Annotated in this window: 14 protein-coding genes; 5 read left to right on the top strand and 9 right to left on the bottom strand. The window is 35.5% G+C overall.

The features are described 5' to 3' along the window. Positions 1-104 precede the first annotated feature (104 nt). From ilvD to gltB, 5 genes are all read right to left on the bottom strand, one after another. Positions 105-1,784, bottom strand: a complete 1,680-nt coding sequence (gene ilvD / locus AA089_RS00160) for a dihydroxy-acid dehydratase (RefSeq protein WP_046754881.1) — start codon at positions 1,782-1,784, stop codon at positions 105-107. Then, positions 1,781-2,674, bottom strand: coding sequence for a branched-chain amino acid transaminase (locus AA089_RS00165; RefSeq protein ID WP_046754882.1), 894 nt, complete (start codon positions 2,672-2,674; stop codon positions 1,781-1,783). The genes ilvD and AA089_RS00165 overlap by 4 nt, the downstream gene beginning before the upstream one ends. Before the next feature lie 993 nt (positions 2,675-3,667). Further along, entirely contained in the window at positions 3,668-4,387 is a 720-nt protein-coding gene (locus AA089_RS00175; protein WP_046754884.1) for an HNH endonuclease, read from the bottom strand. 150 nt (positions 4,388-4,537) lie between these two features. Continuing rightward, positions 4,538-6,004, bottom strand: coding sequence for a glutamate synthase subunit beta (locus AA089_RS00180; protein ID WP_046754885.1), 1,467 nt, complete (start codon positions 6,002-6,004; stop codon positions 4,538-4,540). Positions 6,005-6,007: 3 nt separating this feature from the next. Next, entirely contained in the window at positions 6,008-10,510 is a 4,503-nt protein-coding gene (gene gltB / locus AA089_RS00185; RefSeq protein ID WP_046754886.1) for a glutamate synthase large subunit, read from the bottom strand. 358 nt (positions 10,511-10,868) lie between these two features. Between gltB and AA089_RS00190 the strand changes: the two genes are divergently transcribed. After that, a complete protein-coding gene (locus AA089_RS00190; protein WP_156168841.1) occupies positions 10,869-11,576 on the top strand; it encodes a hypothetical protein in 708 nt (235 codons plus the stop codon). Between the two features lie 457 nt (positions 11,577-12,033). Here the strand turns inward: AA089_RS00190 and AA089_RS00195 are convergent, their stop codons facing one another. The 3 genes from AA089_RS00195 to AA089_RS00205 form a co-directional block, all read right to left on the bottom strand. Beyond that, a complete protein-coding gene (locus AA089_RS00195) occupies positions 12,034-12,471 on the bottom strand; it encodes a DUF1761 domain-containing protein (protein WP_046754888.1) in 438 nt (145 codons plus the stop codon). Positions 12,472-12,975: 504 nt separating this feature from the next. Then, complete coding sequence (locus AA089_RS00200) at positions 12,976-13,788, bottom strand: hypothetical protein (RefSeq protein ID WP_046754889.1); 813 nt, start codon at positions 13,786-13,788, stop codon at positions 12,976-12,978. A gap of 102 nt (positions 13,789-13,890) precedes the next feature. After that, positions 13,891-14,367 carry an acyl-CoA thioesterase gene (locus AA089_RS00205; protein WP_046754890.1) on the bottom strand — a complete coding sequence of 159 codons (477 nt, stop codon included), beginning with the start codon at positions 14,365-14,367 and terminating at the stop codon, positions 13,891-13,893. A gap of 31 nt (positions 14,368-14,398) precedes the next feature. On the opposite strand from AA089_RS00205, the gene AA089_RS00210 reads away from it, so the two are divergent. Further along, positions 14,399-15,361, top strand: coding sequence for a YheT family hydrolase (locus AA089_RS00210; RefSeq protein WP_046755008.1), 963 nt, complete (start codon positions 14,399-14,401; stop codon positions 15,359-15,361). Here the strand turns inward: AA089_RS00210 and AA089_RS00215 are convergent. Further along, positions 15,348-16,025: a PrsW family intramembrane metalloprotease gene (locus AA089_RS00215; RefSeq protein ID WP_046754891.1), complete on the bottom strand. Its 678-nt coding sequence runs from the start codon at positions 16,023-16,025 to the stop codon at positions 15,348-15,350. The genes AA089_RS00210 and AA089_RS00215 overlap by 14 nt on opposite strands. Positions 16,026-16,210: 185 nt before the next feature. Here AA089_RS00215 and AA089_RS00225 point away from each other — a divergent pair, with 185 nt between their 5' ends. The 3 genes from AA089_RS00225 to nadD are packed head-to-tail and all read left to right on the top strand — an operon-like array spanning position 16,211 to position 18,238. Continuing rightward, complete coding sequence (locus AA089_RS00225) at positions 16,211-17,071, top strand: YicC/YloC family endoribonuclease (RefSeq protein WP_046754893.1); 861 nt, start codon at positions 16,211-16,213, stop codon at positions 17,069-17,071. Beyond that, entirely contained in the window at positions 17,071-17,652 is a 582-nt protein-coding gene (gene gmk, locus AA089_RS00230) for a guanylate kinase (RefSeq protein ID WP_046754894.1), read from the top strand. Before AA089_RS00225 ends, gmk begins: the two co-directional genes overlap by 1 nt. A gap of 4 nt (positions 17,653-17,656) precedes the next feature. Then, positions 17,657-18,238: a nicotinate (nicotinamide) nucleotide adenylyltransferase gene (gene nadD, locus AA089_RS00235; protein ID WP_046754895.1), complete on the top strand. Its 582-nt coding sequence runs from the start codon at positions 17,657-17,659 to the stop codon at positions 18,236-18,238. Position 18,239: the final 1 nt, after the last annotated feature.

Raw genomic sequence — 18,239 nt, forward strand, 5'->3', positions numbered from 1 at the left:
CAAACGTGGTTCTTTGAGATTCCTCTGATGAGATTCCTGCCTACGCAGGAATGACAAATCGTTTTTTATGAGATTCCCACTTTCGTGGGAATGATGAATTCTAATTAGAATTCATCAGTTACGCAACCTTTGGATGCCGATGAAACTGTTTTTGCATATTTGTATAGTACACCGCGTTCAAATTTGAGTTCTGGTGCTTTCCATTGTTTTCTTCGTTCTTGAAGTACTGAATCAGAGACTTCAAGTTGTATTGAGTTCGTTTCTGCGTCAATTGTAATTATGTCTCCATCTTTTACTAATGCGAGTGTTCCACCTTCTTGTGCTTCGGGTGTAATGTGTCCGACCACAAAACCATGTGTTCCTCCTGAAAAGCGTCCGTCTGTAATGAGTGCGACATCTTCTCCTAAACCTGCGCCCATAATTGCCGCTGTTGGTTTTAGCATTTCTGGCATTCCTGGTCCACCTTTTGGTCCTTCGTAGCGAATGACAACGACATCGCCTTTTTCTACTTTTCCATCACGGATTCCGTCATTTGCTTCGTATTCTCCTTCAAAAACTTTGGCTTTTCCAGAGAATTTTAATCCTTCTTTTCCTGTTATTTTTGCCACACTTCCATCACTTGCTAAGTTTCCGTACAACATGCGTAAATGACCAGATATTTTGATTGGATTTTCAATGGGTTTGATCACATCTTGACCTTCCGTTAAATCATCAACATCTAATAAGTTTTCAGCAATCGTTTTTCCTGTAACCGTCATACAATCGCCGTGTAGTAATCCTTTTTTAAGGAGATATTTTAATACGGCAGGAATTCCACCAACCGCATGAACATCTTCCATTAAGTATTTTCCACTAGGTTTTAAGTCTGCTAGAAAAGGCGTTGTATCACTTATTTCTTGAAAGTCTTTGAGTGTGAAATCAATTTGTGCAGCTCTCGCAATTGCTAAGAAATGCAATACTGCATTGGTTGATCCTCCAAGAATTGTGACCAATCGAACTGCATTTTCAAGTGATTTTCGCGTGATGATATCCGATGGTTTGATATCTTTTTCTAGGAGTACTCGCATCGCTTCTCCCGCTGCAACAGATTCTTGTTTTTTGGCATCGCTCAACGCTGGATTTGACGAATTGAAAGGCAAGGTCATTCCTAACGCTTCTATTGCAGAAGCCATAGTATTTGCGGTGTACATTCCGCCGCAAGCGCCAGCACCAGGACATGCTTTTTCAACAATGTTTTGATATTCTGTTTCGTCCATAGTTCCAGCCACTTTGCTTCCCCAAGCTTCAAACGCAGAAACAACATCCAATTTTTTTCCATTGTGACAGCCAGAATCGATTGTTCCGCCATAAACTAAAATACTTGGACGATTTAGACGAATCATTGCCATTAATGCACCAGGCATATTTTTGTCACAACCAACAACTGTGATTAATCCGTCGTAACTCATGGCTTGCACAACCGTTTCCATGGAATCGGCAATGATGTCTCGCGAAGGCAACGAATAACGCATTCCTGGTGTTCCCATGGAGATTCCGTCACTTACACCAATCGTATTAAAGATGAGTCCGACAATATCTTCATTTTTAGTTCCTTGTTTTGCCAGTTTTGCCAAATCGTTTAAGTGCATGTTACACGGATTTCCTTCGTAACCTGTACTTGCAATTCCGATAATGGGTTTGAAAAAGTCTTCTTTCGTCAAACCAATTGCATGCAACATAGCTTGCGCCGCTGGTTGCGTAGGATCTTGCGTGACTGTTTTACTGTATTTGTTCAAGTTGTTCATCCTGCTTTTGATAGTTTTTTAGCGCGTTCGCAAAGCACTTCTTGTTTGTATAGTTTCATAAGTTGGTAACCCAGAGACGATTCCCACGAAAGTGGAAATGTATATTCGTCTAAAGACGCCAATCCAACTACTTCTGCGGCAGTTCCTGTGAAAAATGCGCTATCTGCTTGTTTTAATTCGTTTAGTGTGAATTGTTTTTCTTCTACTGATAAACCTACTTCTTTGCAAATTTCAATGATGGTGGAACGTGTAATTCCTGCCATGATGTGTCCGCGTTTTGGCGTGTAGAGTTTTCCATCTTTTTCCATGAATATATTGGCACCTGAACATTCGGCTACGTTTCCGTTCATATCTAAGAGTAAGGCTTCATCGTATCCCGCATTTTTAGCTTCGTTTGTTGATAGAATTGAGTTTGTATAGTGTCCTGTAATTTTTGCTTCTACAAAACACGATTTTGGATTTGGACGCTCAAAGCGAGACGTTTTTACTTTGAGAAGTTTGTCGCCCATGTATTTTCCCCATTCCCAACATTGGATGGTAAGTGTTGATTCGTCCGAAGTTAGAAGACTCATGTTTGCTCCGGTTGTCAGTATTGGACGAATGTATGCGTCTTGCAGCTTATTTTTTTCTAGTAATTTATAGGTAATGTCAACTAATTCTTCAATTGTGTGATTGAACGGAATTCCCATAACTTCAGCGCCATATTTTAGGCGTTCGTAATGTTCGGTTGCTTTGAAGATTTTTGCACCAAATTTAGTTTTGTACGCTCTGATTCCTTCAAAAACACCATTTCCGTAGTGTAATGCCTGACTGTATAGGTTTCCAGAGGCCTTTTCTGGATGCATAAATGTACCGTTGTGGTAGATGATACTGTCTTTTGTATAATACATGTTTATTGTTATTATGATTCGAATTTAATTTTATTGTCCTTTTTTGTGTGTTCTGTTTTGATATTCTCCCTAAAACCAATTGTTAATTTATTTGTTTATTAAACTGATTTTTAACTATTTACATTTTATCAAATACAATGTTCAACTTGCTTTTTTTACTGTGTTTTTTGTTATTTGTTCGTTATTTTTCATCTTTTCGATTGATTTTTGGTTTTTTATGGGATTCCGCTCTTCAGTGGGAATAATTTAACTTATAGTTTTTTCTCCAACCTTAAATATTCTCAAAACGAGATCCCGTTCTTCAACGGGATTAGTTCAACTTGCAACTTTGAGTGCGCCTTTTGGGCTTCTCAAAATTGAGTTTCACTAAAAAAGCCTGTATCGCAATTGATACAGGCTTTCTATTTTTATACAGCAAATCGTATCAACTCAGGTGGAGTTTATAATGATAATGACGATAATGCTGATTATGGTTTTGTTCATTTTTTTGTTTATTTTTCGTTGTTTGTTGTTTGTTGTTTGTTGTTTGTTGTTTGTTGTTTGTTGTTTGTTGTTTGTTGTTTGTTGTTTGTTGAAATAAAAAAAGCTTTCCGTTTATAGGAAAGCTTTACAATTTATAGTTAAATTTTTATACACATTCCTTATCGTTGTGAGCGAATCACAATGACATTAATAGAAATGATATTTATAATTTGTTTGTTCATTTGTTATACCAAATATTGTAAAAGTTTTTTTAGATTCCTAATGTATTGTTGAAAAATGTTGTTGGTTTTTTCTGTGTTTGCAGGGAATTTAGTTGATTAACTCAACCACGGATAAGAGTCAATGTAGATATTGCCTAGTATCTTTCGTTTGTTCATTTGTTATTACCATTTTCGAATTTATTAATAATTAACGCATACTTCGTTTAGCAAAAAATTACAAACCTGAGGAAGATTATATATAATCGCTTATCATTACAAATACCACTAAATGTTGTTTTGTTAGCGTTTTTTAGTCAGAATATAATTTTCGTCTTGCTAATTTTATTAGAGATTCATAATTCTTTGAAATGATAGGTGTTATTCTTTGAAAGTCTAAAATAGCATTCTCTAGCTTTTCTGGAAATTTCATTTCCCATTCTCTAGGAATAGATTGTCTATTTGGGCCTGCAGTAAATGTGTACTTTGAGATTAAATTATCTAATAATTTAAAATCATCATAAAGTTCTGATTTGATTCCTTCCAAATCTGCATCAATAAACTCAAATTCAGGCAAATCACATTCAAGTATAAATTTGTAAACATCAGTATATATTTTATCAGGAAATGGTCCAGAAATGAAACCATTATTTTTTATAAACCACATCAGACTTTTGCTATCTAAAAGTTCATTTAACCTTTCAAATGTTTTCATATCTAGATTTAAATAATTAGATTTAGTAACCTTTGTTCCTTCACTAAATTTAACTTTATCATACCAATTTGCCCTATGTCGTTTTAACTCCGAAAAAGTATATTTTTTTCCTTTTGGATGATCAGGATTATAAGTCATAACATCTGAATGACAATCAAAACACAATGGTAAACAATTATCGAAAGAATCATCTCCACCATGCTTTTTCTGGTTTATATGATGGAGTTCCATTTTAGTCCCACAAAATTTATGACATAGACAACAATGCCTACCACAAGATATTAGAGCGTTCTCTGCTACAGTTTTATCAAATCCCATAGTTTATTTTAATGTTGCACAACGTATTCATAATAAAAATTTCCAAATTCATTTTTCACATGAATTTAGTCAAATTGAAAACTAAAACAATCTCTTATGAAATCAAAGAAAAAAGTAAGATTTATATGTCTTTTCTATATTATTTAATAATCATACTCTCGGCAAATCACTATCATCTTTCAATGGCAAATTCGATTTCCCCATTAGAAAAGCGTCTACATGATGTGCCGCTTGGCGACCTTCTGAGATTGCCCAAACGATGAGCGATTGTCCTCTGCGCATGTCGCCAGCCGTGAATATTCCTGACTGGTTGGTGGCATAGTTTTTTGTAGTCGCTTTGATATTACTTCTAAAATCCATGTCGAGTTCAAAAGCTTCTGCCAATGTTTTTTCTGCGCCTGCAAAACCTAAAGCGAGCAATACTAAATCGCACTCCCAATGTTGTTCAGTGTTTGGAATTTCGTTGAGTTGTGGACGTTCGCCGTCTTTGAAAATCCATTCGACCTCAACGGTTTTTAGACCTGTGAGATTTCCGTTAGCATCACTGATAAATTTCTTAGTGGAAATGCTAAAAAAACGTTCGACACCTTCTTGATGTGATGATGTTTCTTTGAGTTTCATGGGCCAATATGGCCACGGTTGATGCGCAGGACGACCAATTGTTGGTTTGTTTAAGATTTCAAAATTTGTAACCGAAATTGCACCGTGACGATTGCTCGTTCCGATACAATCTGAACCTGTATCGCCACCACCAATGACAATTACTTTTTTGCCCTTTGCAGAAATGATATCTTCAAAGTTTCGCAAACCGTCTACATATTGATTGTTTTGTTTTAGGAAATCCATTGCTTGGTAAACGCCTTTTGCGTCAATTCCATCAATGGGAATGGTTTTTTTGATCGTTGCGCCGCCGCAAAGTAAAATGGCATCAAAGTCTTCTTTGAGTTGAGTTGCTTGAACGTTTACACCAACATGCGCGTTTGTTTTAAACGTAATTCCTTCTTCTTGTAAAACTTGTACACGTCTGTCAATGATGTGTTTTTCCATTTTGAAATCTGGAATTCCGTAGCGCAATAGTCCGCCAACTTTTTCATCACGTTCAAAAACAGTGACTGAATGACCTGTACGATTGAGTTGCTGTGCTGCTGCCAAACCTGCTGGACCTGAACCGATAATTGCCACCGTTTTTTCAGTGCGTACTTTTGGTGGTTTTGCAATAATCCAGCCTTCTGTGAAAGCGGTTTCTACAATGTTTTTTTCAATATTTTCAATACTTACTGGATCTGAGTTAATACCTAACACACAGGCTTCTTCGCATGGCGCAGGACATAAACGACCTGTAAATTCTGGGAAGTTATTGGTTGCATGCAATATTTCTGCTGCTTCTTTCCATTTCCCCTTGTAAACTTTGTCATTAAAGTCTGGAATGAGATTTCCGAGTGGACAACCACTGTGACAAAACGGAATGCCACAATCCATACAACGTGCACCTTGGTTTTTAAGTTCAGTTTCTTTTAATGGTGTTGTAAATTCTTTATAGTTTTTGATACGTTCTGCTGGAACTTTATATGCTTCATCCTGACGTTTGTATTCTAAAAATCCTGTTGTTTTTCCCATGAGTTAAGCTGTTTGAAGTTCTTCTTGTGCTAATCGTACTAATGCTTTTCTGTATTCTTCTGGCAATACTTTTATGAATTTTGGTAGATAGTTTTCCCAGTTTTCAAGGATGCGTTTTGCTAACGGACTTGAAGTCGTTACATGATGATTTTTGATAAGTTGTTTTAGTTGTGTTTCATCTTCTTTTAAAGTAATAGGATCAAGATTTAAAGTTTCCGAATTACAGTTTTGTATAAATGTTTCATCCATATCTAATACATAGGCAATTCCGCCGCTCATTCCAGCGCCAAAATTGCGTCCTACTTTTCCAAGAATTACGGCAATTCCACCTGTCATATATTCGCATCCGTGATCTCCAATTCCTTCTACAACGGCTTTTGCTCCTGAGTTTCGCACGCAGAAACGTTCTCCTGCTTTCCCATTGATGTATACTTCTCCTGAGGTTGCGCCGTACAACGTTACGTTTCCAGTAATGATATTATCTTCTGGAATAATAGTTGCTACTTCAGGAACTTTGATAATGAGTTTTCCACCTGATAATCCTTTGCCCAAATAATCGTTTGTATTTCCGTGAACTGTCATCCGAATTCCTTTGGTGACAAACGCGCCAAAACTTTGTCCAGCCGAACCTTTGAAATCGATATTGATCGTATCTTCTGGCAAGCCTTCTGCGCCATATATTTTTGAGATTTCATTGCTTATAATCGCACCAACAGCTCTGTCAATATTTGTGATATTCAGCTTCAAATCCGTTTTTTGTCTTCTGAATAATGCTTGATGTGCTTGCTTGATGATTTTGAAATCTAGGTGTGTTTCTAAGTTATGATTTTGTGTTTCTGTATTGTATAGTTTTACATCATTGGCAACTTCTACTTTGTGTAGAATTGGTGTTAAATCGATTCCAGATGTTTTGTAATGTTCAATGGCTTTGTTTCTGTTGAGTTTTTGCACTTGTCCTACCATTTCATTGACCGTTTTGAATCCGAGTTTCGCCATGATTTCTCGTAGTTCTTGCGCCACGAAATACATGTAATTGACCACATGTTCTGGTTTTCCTTTGAATTTTTTTCGTAGTTCTGGATTCTGCGTGGCAATTCCGACAGGACAGGTATTTAAGTGACACACGCGCATCATGATACAACCGGAAGCTACTAATGGCGATGTTGCAAAGCCAAATTCTTCCGCGCCCAACAAACATGCAATGGCAACATCGCGCCCTGTTTTTAGTTGTCCGTCACATTCCAAGATCACTCGATTGCGCAAATCGTTCATGACTAAGGTTTGTTGTGCTTCTGCAATTCCTAATTCCCAAGGTAATCCTGCATGTTTTAGTGATGTTAGTGGGGAAGCTCCTGTTCCGCCGTCAAAGCCAGAGATAAGTATGACATCGGCTTTTGCTTTGGCAACTCCAGCTGCGACTGTTCCGACACCGACTTCTGAGACCAATTTTACATTGATACGTGCTTCTCGGTTTGCAGATTTTACATCATAAATTAATTGCGATAAGTCTTCAATAGAATAGATATCGTGATGTGGCGGCGGCGAAATGAGTCCGACATACGGTGTAGAATTTCGAGTTTTTGCAATTTGCGGATTTACTTTTGCGCCTGGCAATTGTCCGCCTTCTCCTGGTTTCGCACCTTGAGCTATTTTGATTTGAATTTCATTGGCACTTGTGAGATAGTTTGACGTGACACCAAAACGTCCTGAAGCTACTTGCTTGATGGCAGAATTTTTCCAATCGCCTTGTGAGCTTTTGTAGAAACGTTCTTGATCTTCGCCACCTTCGCCAGAATTTGATTTTCCACCAATTCGGTTCATAGCAATTGCTAAGTTTTCATGTGCTTCTTTGCTGATAGATCCGTACGACATGGCACCTGTTTTGAAGCGTTTTACAATTGCTGTCCACGGTTCAACTTCTTCAATGGGAATTGGATCGTATTGGTCAAATTCGAATAAACCACGAATAGTCATCAAGCTTTTCGATTGGTCGTTTACCAATTTTGAATATTCCTTAAAAGTAGACGCTTTATTGGTACGTACCGATTCTTGCAATTTGGCTACCGTTAACGGATTGAATACATGTTTTTCTTGCCCGCGTCGCCATCGGTATTCGCCACCAACTTCAATGTCGGCATTGACTTCATTGACTTGAAATGCTTTTTTATGACGTTTTACGATTTCTTGTTCTATTTCGCGCAAGCCAATTCCTTGAATACGTGTTGGTGTGTTTGGGAAGTATTTTTTGACTGTCGTCGAATTGATTCCGATACATTCAAATAGTTGCGATCCTCGATAGGAATTTAGCGTTGAGATTCCAATTTTGTTCATCACTTTTAGAATTCCTTTTCCAACCGCTTTGTTGTAGTTTTTGATTGCCGCCAAGTATTCTAATTCTGTAATATCGCCATCAAGCACTTGCTTTTCTACAATTTCATTTACGATATACGGATTTACAGCACTTGCGCCGAAACCAAATAGCAAAGCAAAGTGATGTACTTCACGTGGTTCGGCAGATTCAATAATCAAACTTACTTTTGAACGTTTTTTGAGTTTGTGCAATGCATGATTTAGGTACGAACATGCTAATAATGCTGGAATTGGCGCATGTTTTTCATCTACATATCTATCTGATAGAATGATGATATTTGCGCCATTGTCTATTGCTTTTGACGCTTTGTGCATGAGGTTTTCTAGAGCAATTTCTAGTTCGTTCAGTCCGCGATTTACTTCGTATAACATGGAAATAGATTCTACTTTGAAATTAGGATTGCTGTCGTAGTTTCTAATTTTGTCTAAATCGTGTTTTGAGATGACAGGATTTTGAATTTTTAGCTTTTTACAGTGTTCGGCATTGATATCGAATAGATTGATATCGCTTCCAAGCGTCAAACTTATATCTGTGATTAATTCTTCTCGAACTCCATCTAATGGCGGATTTGTAACCTGCGCAAATAGTTGTTTGAAGTAGTTGTAGATAAGTTGTGGTCGTTCCGAAAGAATGGCAATTGGCGTATCGCTTCCCATAGAACCAATAGGTTCTTTTGCCAATTGTGCCATTGGGCGAATAATAGTGTTTAGATCTTCTTGTGTATACCCAAAAACAACTTCCCGTTTTTTGAGTTCAATTTCGTTGTATTTGATCGGTCCTTTTTTGGCTGAAATATCACGTAAATGCACCAAGTTTTCGTTCAACCATTTTCTGTATGGATGTTTTGCAGCAATGGTTTCCTTGATTTCTTCATCGTTTACAATGCGACCTTCATTCATGTTTACTAAAAACATTTTTCCAGGTTCTAACCGACCGTGAAAGGCTACGTTTTCAGGTTTTATATCTACGACACCTGTTTCTGAAGACATGATTACGTTTCCGTGTTTTGTTACCGTATATCGCGATGGACGCAATCCGTTTCTGTCTAATACGGCTCCGATATAATTACCATCTGTAAACGGAATTGAAGCAGGTCCGTCCCACGGTTCCATGACACAAGAATTGTATTCATAAAACGCTTTTTTAGCCGCTGACATGTTTGGGTTTTTCTCCCACGCTTCTGGCACTAACATCATCATTGCTTCTGGTAATGAGCGACCTGACATGAGTAATAATTCGACGACCATATCTAAGGTTGCAGAATCTGATTTTCCTTTTAAAATTGTTGGAATTATTTTTTTGATATCGTTTCCAAATAGAGGACTTTCCATGATTTCTTCCCGAGAAAACATTCGTGAGACATTTCCACGAAGTGTATTTATTTCTCCGTTATGACAGATATATCTGAAAGGTTGTGCTAAATCCCATGTTGGAAATGTATTGGTAGAAAATCGTTGGTGTACTAATGCCAAGCGTGTATCTAAATCGGCATCAAATAAATCTAGATAGTATTCATTGATATGTTCTGGCTTTAGCAAACCTTTGAAGATGATAATTTTCGTTGATAAGCTTGGTACATAAAAGAACTTTTGCTCTGATAATTTGGAATTATATATGGTATGTTCTGTAATTTTTCGAGCTGCAAATAGTTTCAGGTTGAATTCCTGATTCGATTGTTTTTTGTCAGATTTCCCAATAAATAGTTGTTTTACGAATGGTTCTGTTTCTTTGGCAATTTTACCTAAAACGTCACTATTTACAGGTACATTTCGCCAACCAATTAATTGTAACCCTTGTTTTTTTATTTCGTTTTCAAAAATTTCAATACAGTATTCGCGTTGATTTATTTTTTGCGGAAGAAATACATTACTTACCGCATATTCGCCTGCATTTGGCAATTTGAAATCACAAAATTTTTTGAAGAATGTATGCGGAATGTCTATTAAAATCCCAGCGCCATCACCTGTAACTCCATCTGCGCTTACTGCACCACGATGTTCTAATTTTACTAAAATTTCAAGTGCTTTATGAATGATATCATTTGAACGTTTCCCTGTTAGACTACATATGAATCCTGCGCCACAATTATCGTGTTCAAATTCTGGTAAGTATAGACCTTGTTTTTTCAGCATCATCAAATTGTTTAGGGGTTTTTAGACCATATTTAATCTACTAAGATAGAAGCAAGGATTGTATCCTGAAAACAGGAGAGCCATTTTTCTCATATCAGTAATTAAATGTGTTTTTAATTGATATTTGACAATTTTTGACACTTATTTTATTAAAAACGCAATTCAATTATTTTTAAAATTATATAGCAATTATTACGAAAACGTTTTCTTTTGTTTTTTTAAAACCGAACTTACTTTATGTTTTTAACTAATTTTTTAAAAATTTACCAATATCGAATGTTTCTGTTTTAAAGATTGAATGTAATGATTTCCAAATGGCATTAAATTTGTATTTTTAGACTTATTATTTAACATTTTTATTATGAAAAAATTTACGTGTGCTTTAGTATTCTTTCTTTTTTGTGTGACTTTGGGAAATGCCCAAACTTGGCAACAATTGCGCGGTGGCGGACAAGGAACTGCAATTTGCAATGACAACGGAACCGTTTGGGTTATTGGCGTGCGCAATAGTGTGTTTTCATATAATGGTCGAAAATGGCAAGAATATCCTGGTCGTGGAAAAGCGATTGATATTACCGTACATAATGGCACACCGTATATTATAGGATTGAATAATGGTATTTGGAAAGGAACTGGTTCTGGTTGGGTTCCGATGCCTGGAAATGGACTTGGAAAACGAATTTATAGTGATAATGGGCAATTGTGGCTTATTGGCGTAAATAATAATGTGTTTTCATTTGATGGTCGCAATTGGAATTTGTATCCTGGTTATGGCAAAGCGATTGATATTGCTGCACATCGAGGGATTCCTTATATTGTTGCAGAAGATGGAAGTATTTGGCGCGGAAATGGAATGGGCTGGATAGAACTTCGTGGTGGAGGAATTGGACAAAATATAACTTGCGATCAAGATGGAACCGTTTGGGTTATTGGAATTAATAACGGAATTTTTCGTTACAGATTTAATCGTTGGGTAGCGTATGGTCGTGGTGGAAAAGGAATAGATATTTCCGTGTTTCGTGGCATTCCTTATATTATTGGATTGAATAATGGAATTTGGAAAGGATAGCAATGTAAAAATCAACACTTGTCGCTTCAAGCACTGTCGATAATTGTAGAAAATTTCTTATCTTAACTTAAATTCGATATAAATGTTATTTAAATAAAATATAGTAAACTCTTTCCATATGAAATTTAAAATACTGAAAATCATATTTTATTTTCATTTTCTTTGCTTACCCAAAGAAAAGAAACAAAAGAAAGGGAACTTTTCCAGAGGTATTTTTAGTTTTCCTTTTTGGGAAAAACTAAAACCGCATGAATTTTTCTAAATTTTTTCCAAGGATTCAAAAATTCTTAACGAAAAATCCATGCTATACTGCGGAAAAGAACAAACGTACTATTGATTTTTAAATTGAACTAACGTTACTTTATTGAATCTCGACTGCGCTCGATTTGACATGTTTAGCTAATAAGCTATTCTATATTTTATAGTTAAAGTTCTCTCGAACTTCTATTTTTTTACATTATGTCCACGCATTGACAATGCCGCCCATAATGGCAAAAGTAACTATCCAATAGCCAACATTGATCAACATGTATTTGAATGATTTTTGCTCAAATAAAGCATTGGTTACCAAAGCTGGCATTACAATGAAAAGTGATACTATGATTCCGTGAACAACTCCGTGACCAAATGTGAGGAATTTTTCTTGTCCATGCGGATCATTTGGTTCGCCACCTGTAACAACAGATGTCATGTAAATAAAAACTACTGCTACGAAAGCAAGTAGTACGCTTAGTCCAAATCGTACTGGCATGCCTTTTTGTGCTTGCGCTTCGGTAATTCCTGTTTCTTTCATCCAAGCTTTTCCAAATAGCGGTCCGTACCACAGAAATCCTACTACGAGTGTTGACAAAGCAGCTGCGATAAGCGCTAGCCAATTAATTTCAATGTTTTCCATAATTTTGATGTTATACCAAATCAACTTTAAAATGCAACATATAAGCTCGTTCATTTGGCGTCCTAGTTCCTTGCAAAAACTTTCCGTAGCGATGCTATGCAAAGTGTTTACAGCGTTCTATGTCACCAAAGCAACTTCGCTTTTAAAGTCGCATTTTAGAGTAGATTTGGTGTTAGTTTATAAAAGTTAGCATTTTAAATGTACTCTTTTTTGACTAACAATCAAATAGTTACCTATTTTTTTTGAAGATATAGGGTTCGTGTTTCACCATTGTCAGACAAAAGATTATAGACCGCTGCGCTGTTAGATCATAGACTCATTTCGCAACTGATTGAAAAACAAAGCTTGTAATTATATGTACTTTACACTTACCAATAATACTTTCATTTCTAATGAAGATTGATTAAAAGCATGCTTGTTCATCAATGCTTTTCTAGAAAATCATTGACAGTAAGGTTTTGAGAAGAAAATGTCAAAAATTTTATCGGACACTAATTTTATTACTTAGAAGATATTATTTCTCTCAAGAAGGTTTACAAAATGTTCAATTTCATTAATATTTGGCAAATCTGATCTGTATTTATCTAAGATAAAATCATGTAAGTCCTTATTATTAAATTTTATCAATTCCTCCAAAAGTTTATAGTATATTGATGAATTTCTACCTTTAAATTTTGTTGTTTTTAATTCATTTATGATGAACGATTGCAATTCATCACTATATGCTGACCTGTGCCAATTACACAAGTAAAATATTGCATCAATGTATTCTTTTTTAAATCCTAATGTATAAATTGTTTCGTTTAAATCGTCATCATATATTCTATTTTCCAAAGCTCTACTCAACAATGACTTACTTGGGTTTTCTGATGTTATTATTATTTTATCTAGCTCATAAAGGACTTCATCTTTTGCCTTTTTCATGTTCACTAAATTCCAGTATCTATGATAAAATTCGCTCGACAATTTATCTTTATTAAGTAGACAACCGGAAAATGTTTCAACAATTCTACCGTCTTTAATTAGCGTTTTAAAGATTTTAGGTAAGTCTTCGTATTCCTGTTCAATCAATGCCCAACTTGCATAACAGACAACTACAGGATTTTTATGTTCTAGTAATTCTAATAACTGATTGGTATTTGCACTTTTACTTAATTCTTTAAATTTTACATAATTTTGTCCTTTCCAACCTCCAATTCCGACATGTTCATATTCAACAATATTTTTATCTGAAATTTCAGAGACTAGCTTATCTACATTTTGACTACAAGATGTTATTGAAGTTAAAATAAAAATTGCAAATAGTATTTTTCTCATAATTACATGTAATAGTAGCTTTAATAGGAATTCCTGGTATTTATATTATAGTAAAACCTATTTTTTCTTGTAAAAGTATAATTATCGATCAAAATCAAATAGTTACTCCAAATTTTCAGGCTTCTTTCCGAATTTTCGTGTATCTTCTTTTGTCAATATTTTGAAGGTTTTTGCACGAGGTACATTGCGTAAAGCATCATTGAATCCTTCTGGTAAACCGATGAGTTGGCGTGTTTTTAAATCGATCCAAGCGCCCATCATTTCACAACTGGCGAAGTTTTTTCCGTTTGTATCATAGAAGTTATGGAGAAATTCGAAGAACATTCCGTCTTCACTTAAACCTGCAATTTCCAAGGATACTTTTACAGGTTTCCCTGGAAATGCTTCTTTGAAGTAATACATGTGTTCGTAAAATACAACAGGACCAATGTTGTTTTTGGCTAATTCTTTTTGTGTGAAACCGTTTTCAATGAGAAATCCCATACGTGTATGACTCATGAAATTTATGTAGGCAGCGTTCGCTAAATGTCGATTTGCATCTAAATCACTCCAACGGATGTCAAATTCTTTAAAATACATTGTATATTTATTTTTTTTTATCAAAAATAGCATGCCAATATTAAACACGTATTACGATCCGCCACTTATTTTTAAAAATGGTCATATTTCCACAGTATATTCTGGTTTGTTTAGAACTGGTGCAAAGATTGAACAGAAAAGAGAGCGACTTACCTTGAGTGATAGTGATTTTGTGGATTTGGATTGGAGTTTCGCAAAGAAAAAAACTAATAAGTTGATTATTCTACTTCACGGTTTGGAAGGAAATGCACAACGCGCCTATATTACCCGATCTGCCAAGTTGTTTAATGACAATAGTTATGACGCATTGGCGATGAATTTTAGAAGTTGTAGTGGCGAACCCAATCGTTTGTATCGTTCTTACAATGCTGGTGCCACAGAAGATTTGCGTGAAGTTGTTTTGCATGTGTTGAACAATCATACTCAGTACAATCATATTGTGATTAAAGGATTTAGCTTGGGCGGAAATATGTTGTTGAAGTATTTAGGTGAACCTATTCGCGTTCCGAAAGAAGTGAAAGCCGGAATCGCCATTTCTGTTCCCTGTTCTTTACACGGTTCATTGCAACAGATGGACAGACTTGAAAATCGTTTGTATACCAATCGTTTTATTAAACATTTGCAAGGAAAGTTACTAGAAAAACAACGCGCATTTCCATCGTTATTGAAGTTAGAAGCTATTAAAAAAGCGGATACTTTGTTAAAGATTGACGATTTGTATTCGTCCAAAGCACATGGTTATAAAGATGCTATTGATTATTATACCAAATGTTCTTCGTTGCAGTTTTTGCCTTATATTAAAACACCAACATTGATCATTAACGCTTTGAATGATTCTTTTTTGTCACAAGATTGTTATCCGATTAAAGAAGCTGAAGCCAATAATGATTTGTATTTAGAAATGCCAAAGTACGGCGGGCATGTTGGTTTTTTTGAATTTGGTCAAATTTATCACACGGAAGCACAAGCGTTGAGTTTTGCTACTTCGGTTTAAAGTGTGAGTTTTGTTGATGAATCCGAATGGCTTTTTGTGATAATAATATTCCAACAGCTAACGATAGAAACGCTCCAATAGAGATTCCTGGAATGTAATTGATGAATAAGAAGAAATCGTATATTCCGTGAAAACAGGTTGCTAACGCCAATCCGAGTAAGTTGTATTTTACTCTGTTTCTGGAAAATTTAGCTTTTCCCATGTAATATCCCATGATGATTCCGAAGGTTGCATGTGCTGGAACTGCTGTAAATGCTCGGTACAAGGCAACTTCAATGCCACCTTGAAATGCGTATGCTAAGTTTTCGGTCACGGCAAATCCCATAGAAACCATAACGGCGTACATAATGCCATCGTAGGGTTCGTCAAATTCTTTATGTCGCTGCGCAAAATAGCGTACAAATATGTATTTGCTGAATTCTTCAACTAAGGCAACAACGATAAATGCTTTGCAAAATTGAACCCAAATAATTTGATCGTCTATTCCTGGATAATACTGAGAGACAAATAAATGTGAGACAGAAGCTAGTAAGATACTACCAATTGCACCTAATAAAAAGCAGATAAATAACAAGTGCTTCGGTTCCTTATCATATTTATCGCTGTAATAAATATAAATTATAATCAAGAGCGCTGGTGCAATGGATAATAATATTAAAGGCATTCGGTAGTTTTGTCAAAAATAAAAAAACGAAAGATATAATGAAGGATTTAGCGGTGTTTATCGTTAGATTTTTTTGTAAAAATTTCGGCGAAAGTCAAAAAATAATTTTACAAAATGTCCTGAAAACATACAGAATAGCTTTTGATAAATCTTAGCAATGTCGGTAATTTTACTATTTTTGCCGTATGATAAAGTCTATGACCGGTTTCGGAAAGTCTGTAGAACAACTTCCGTCAAAAAAAATTACCATTGAATTAAAGTCGCTGAATAGTAAGAGTTTGGATTTGAATGCTCGAATTCCTTCTTATTATAGAGAAAAAGAACTGTCGATGCGAAAGTTAATTGCTTCTTCTTTGTTGAGAGGAAAGATTGATTTTTCATTGTATGTAGAAGTGACTGCAGAAGAAACGTCTACCGTAGTTAACAAAGCGGTTGTTACCGAATATATGAACCAAATGCGCCAAATAGAGCCAAGCGCTTCAGCAGTGGAGCTGTTACAAATGGCGGTTCGTATGCCTGATGCACTCAAAACCGAACGTGAAGAAATTGACGAACGCGAATATGAAGTTATTTTGAAAGCATTGCAACATGCAATTCAAGAACTAAACAATTATAGAACTGCGGAAGGAAAAGTACTCGAAGAAGATTTTTTGCTACGTGTGCGAAATATTTCAGGCTTGTTGAATGATGTTATTGAAATTGATGATGAACGAATGGCTTCTGTAAAACAGCGTCTTCGTAAAGCATTGGATGATTTGAAAGAACAGGTTGATGAAAATCGTTTTGAGCAGGAATTGATTTATTATTTAGAGAAGTTTGACATTACGGAAGAAAAAGTTCGTTTGGCAAATCACTTGGATTATTTTTCAAAGTCATTACATTCAAAAGATTCTAACGGAAAAAAATTAGGTTTCATTACACAAGAAATTGGTCGTGAAATTAATACTATTGGTTCAAAATCTAATTATGCGCCAATGCAACAATTGGTTGTTCAAATGAAGGACGAATTGGAAAAAATTAAAGAACAATTGTTAAACGTTCTGTAATGAAAAGAGGGAAATTAATCGTATTTGCGGCGCCATCTGGTGCTGGAAAAACCACCATTGTACATCATTTATTAGGAATTCCTGAGCTCAATTTAGAATTTTCAATTTCGGCAGCTTCCCGCGAAAAACGTGGAAATGAAGTGGATGGAAAAGATTATTATTTTTTGTCTCCTAAAGATTTTAGACAGAAAATTAAAAATAAAGAATTTTTAGAGTGGGAAGAAGTGTATCCTGAAAATTATTATGGCACTTTGCAAACAGAAGTTGATCGTATTTGCGATGCAGGACGAAATGTGATTTTTGACATTGATGTTGTAGGTGCTTTGCGTATTAAACGAAAGTTTCCCGACGAAACCATCACTATTTTTGTAGAGCCACCAAGCATTAATGATTTGATTGTTCGCCTAAAAGGCAGAAAAACAGAAAGCGAAGAAAAGATAAAGATGCGTGTTTCTAAAGCGGCTGTTGAAATGGCAACTGCGCCACAGTTTGATGTTATTATACTGAATGATCATTTGGAAAATGCTAAAGCAGAAGCAGAAAAAATTGTTGCTGATTTTATCGGACTAGAAAAGGAATAATTACATGAAGGTTGGTTTGTATTTTGGAACGTTTAATCCGATTCATATTGGACATTTGGCAATTGCCAATCATATGGCAGAATATAGTGATTTAGATGCTATTTGGATGGTGGTTACGCCGCACAATCCATTTAAAAAGAAAAGTACATTGCTCGACAATCATCATCGGTATGAAATGGTCAGTATTGCTACGGAAGAATATCCAAAAATTCAGCCAAGTAATATTGAGTTTAAACTTCCACAACCCAATTATACCGTACATACGTTAGCCCATTTACAAGAAAAGTATCCGCAACACGAGTTTTGCCTTATTATGGGCGAAGACAATTTGAAAAGTTTGCACAAGTGGAAAAACTACGAAGTGATTTTAGAAAATCATGAGGTGTATGTATATCCAAGAATTTCAGAAGGAACTGTGGAACATCAGTTTACAGATCATCCAAAAATACATAAAGTAAACGCTCCAATTATGGAGATTTCTTCTACGTTTATTAGAAAAGCCATTAAAGAACAGAAAAATATAAAACCATTGTTACCTGAACATGTTTGGAATTATATTGATTTGATGAATTTTTACAAGAAGTAAC

Origin of the sequence: Kordia jejudonensis (assembly GCF_001005315.1) — a bacterium.
Classification (GTDB): Bacteria; Bacteroidota; Bacteroidia; order Flavobacteriales; family Flavobacteriaceae; genus Kordia; species Kordia jejudonensis.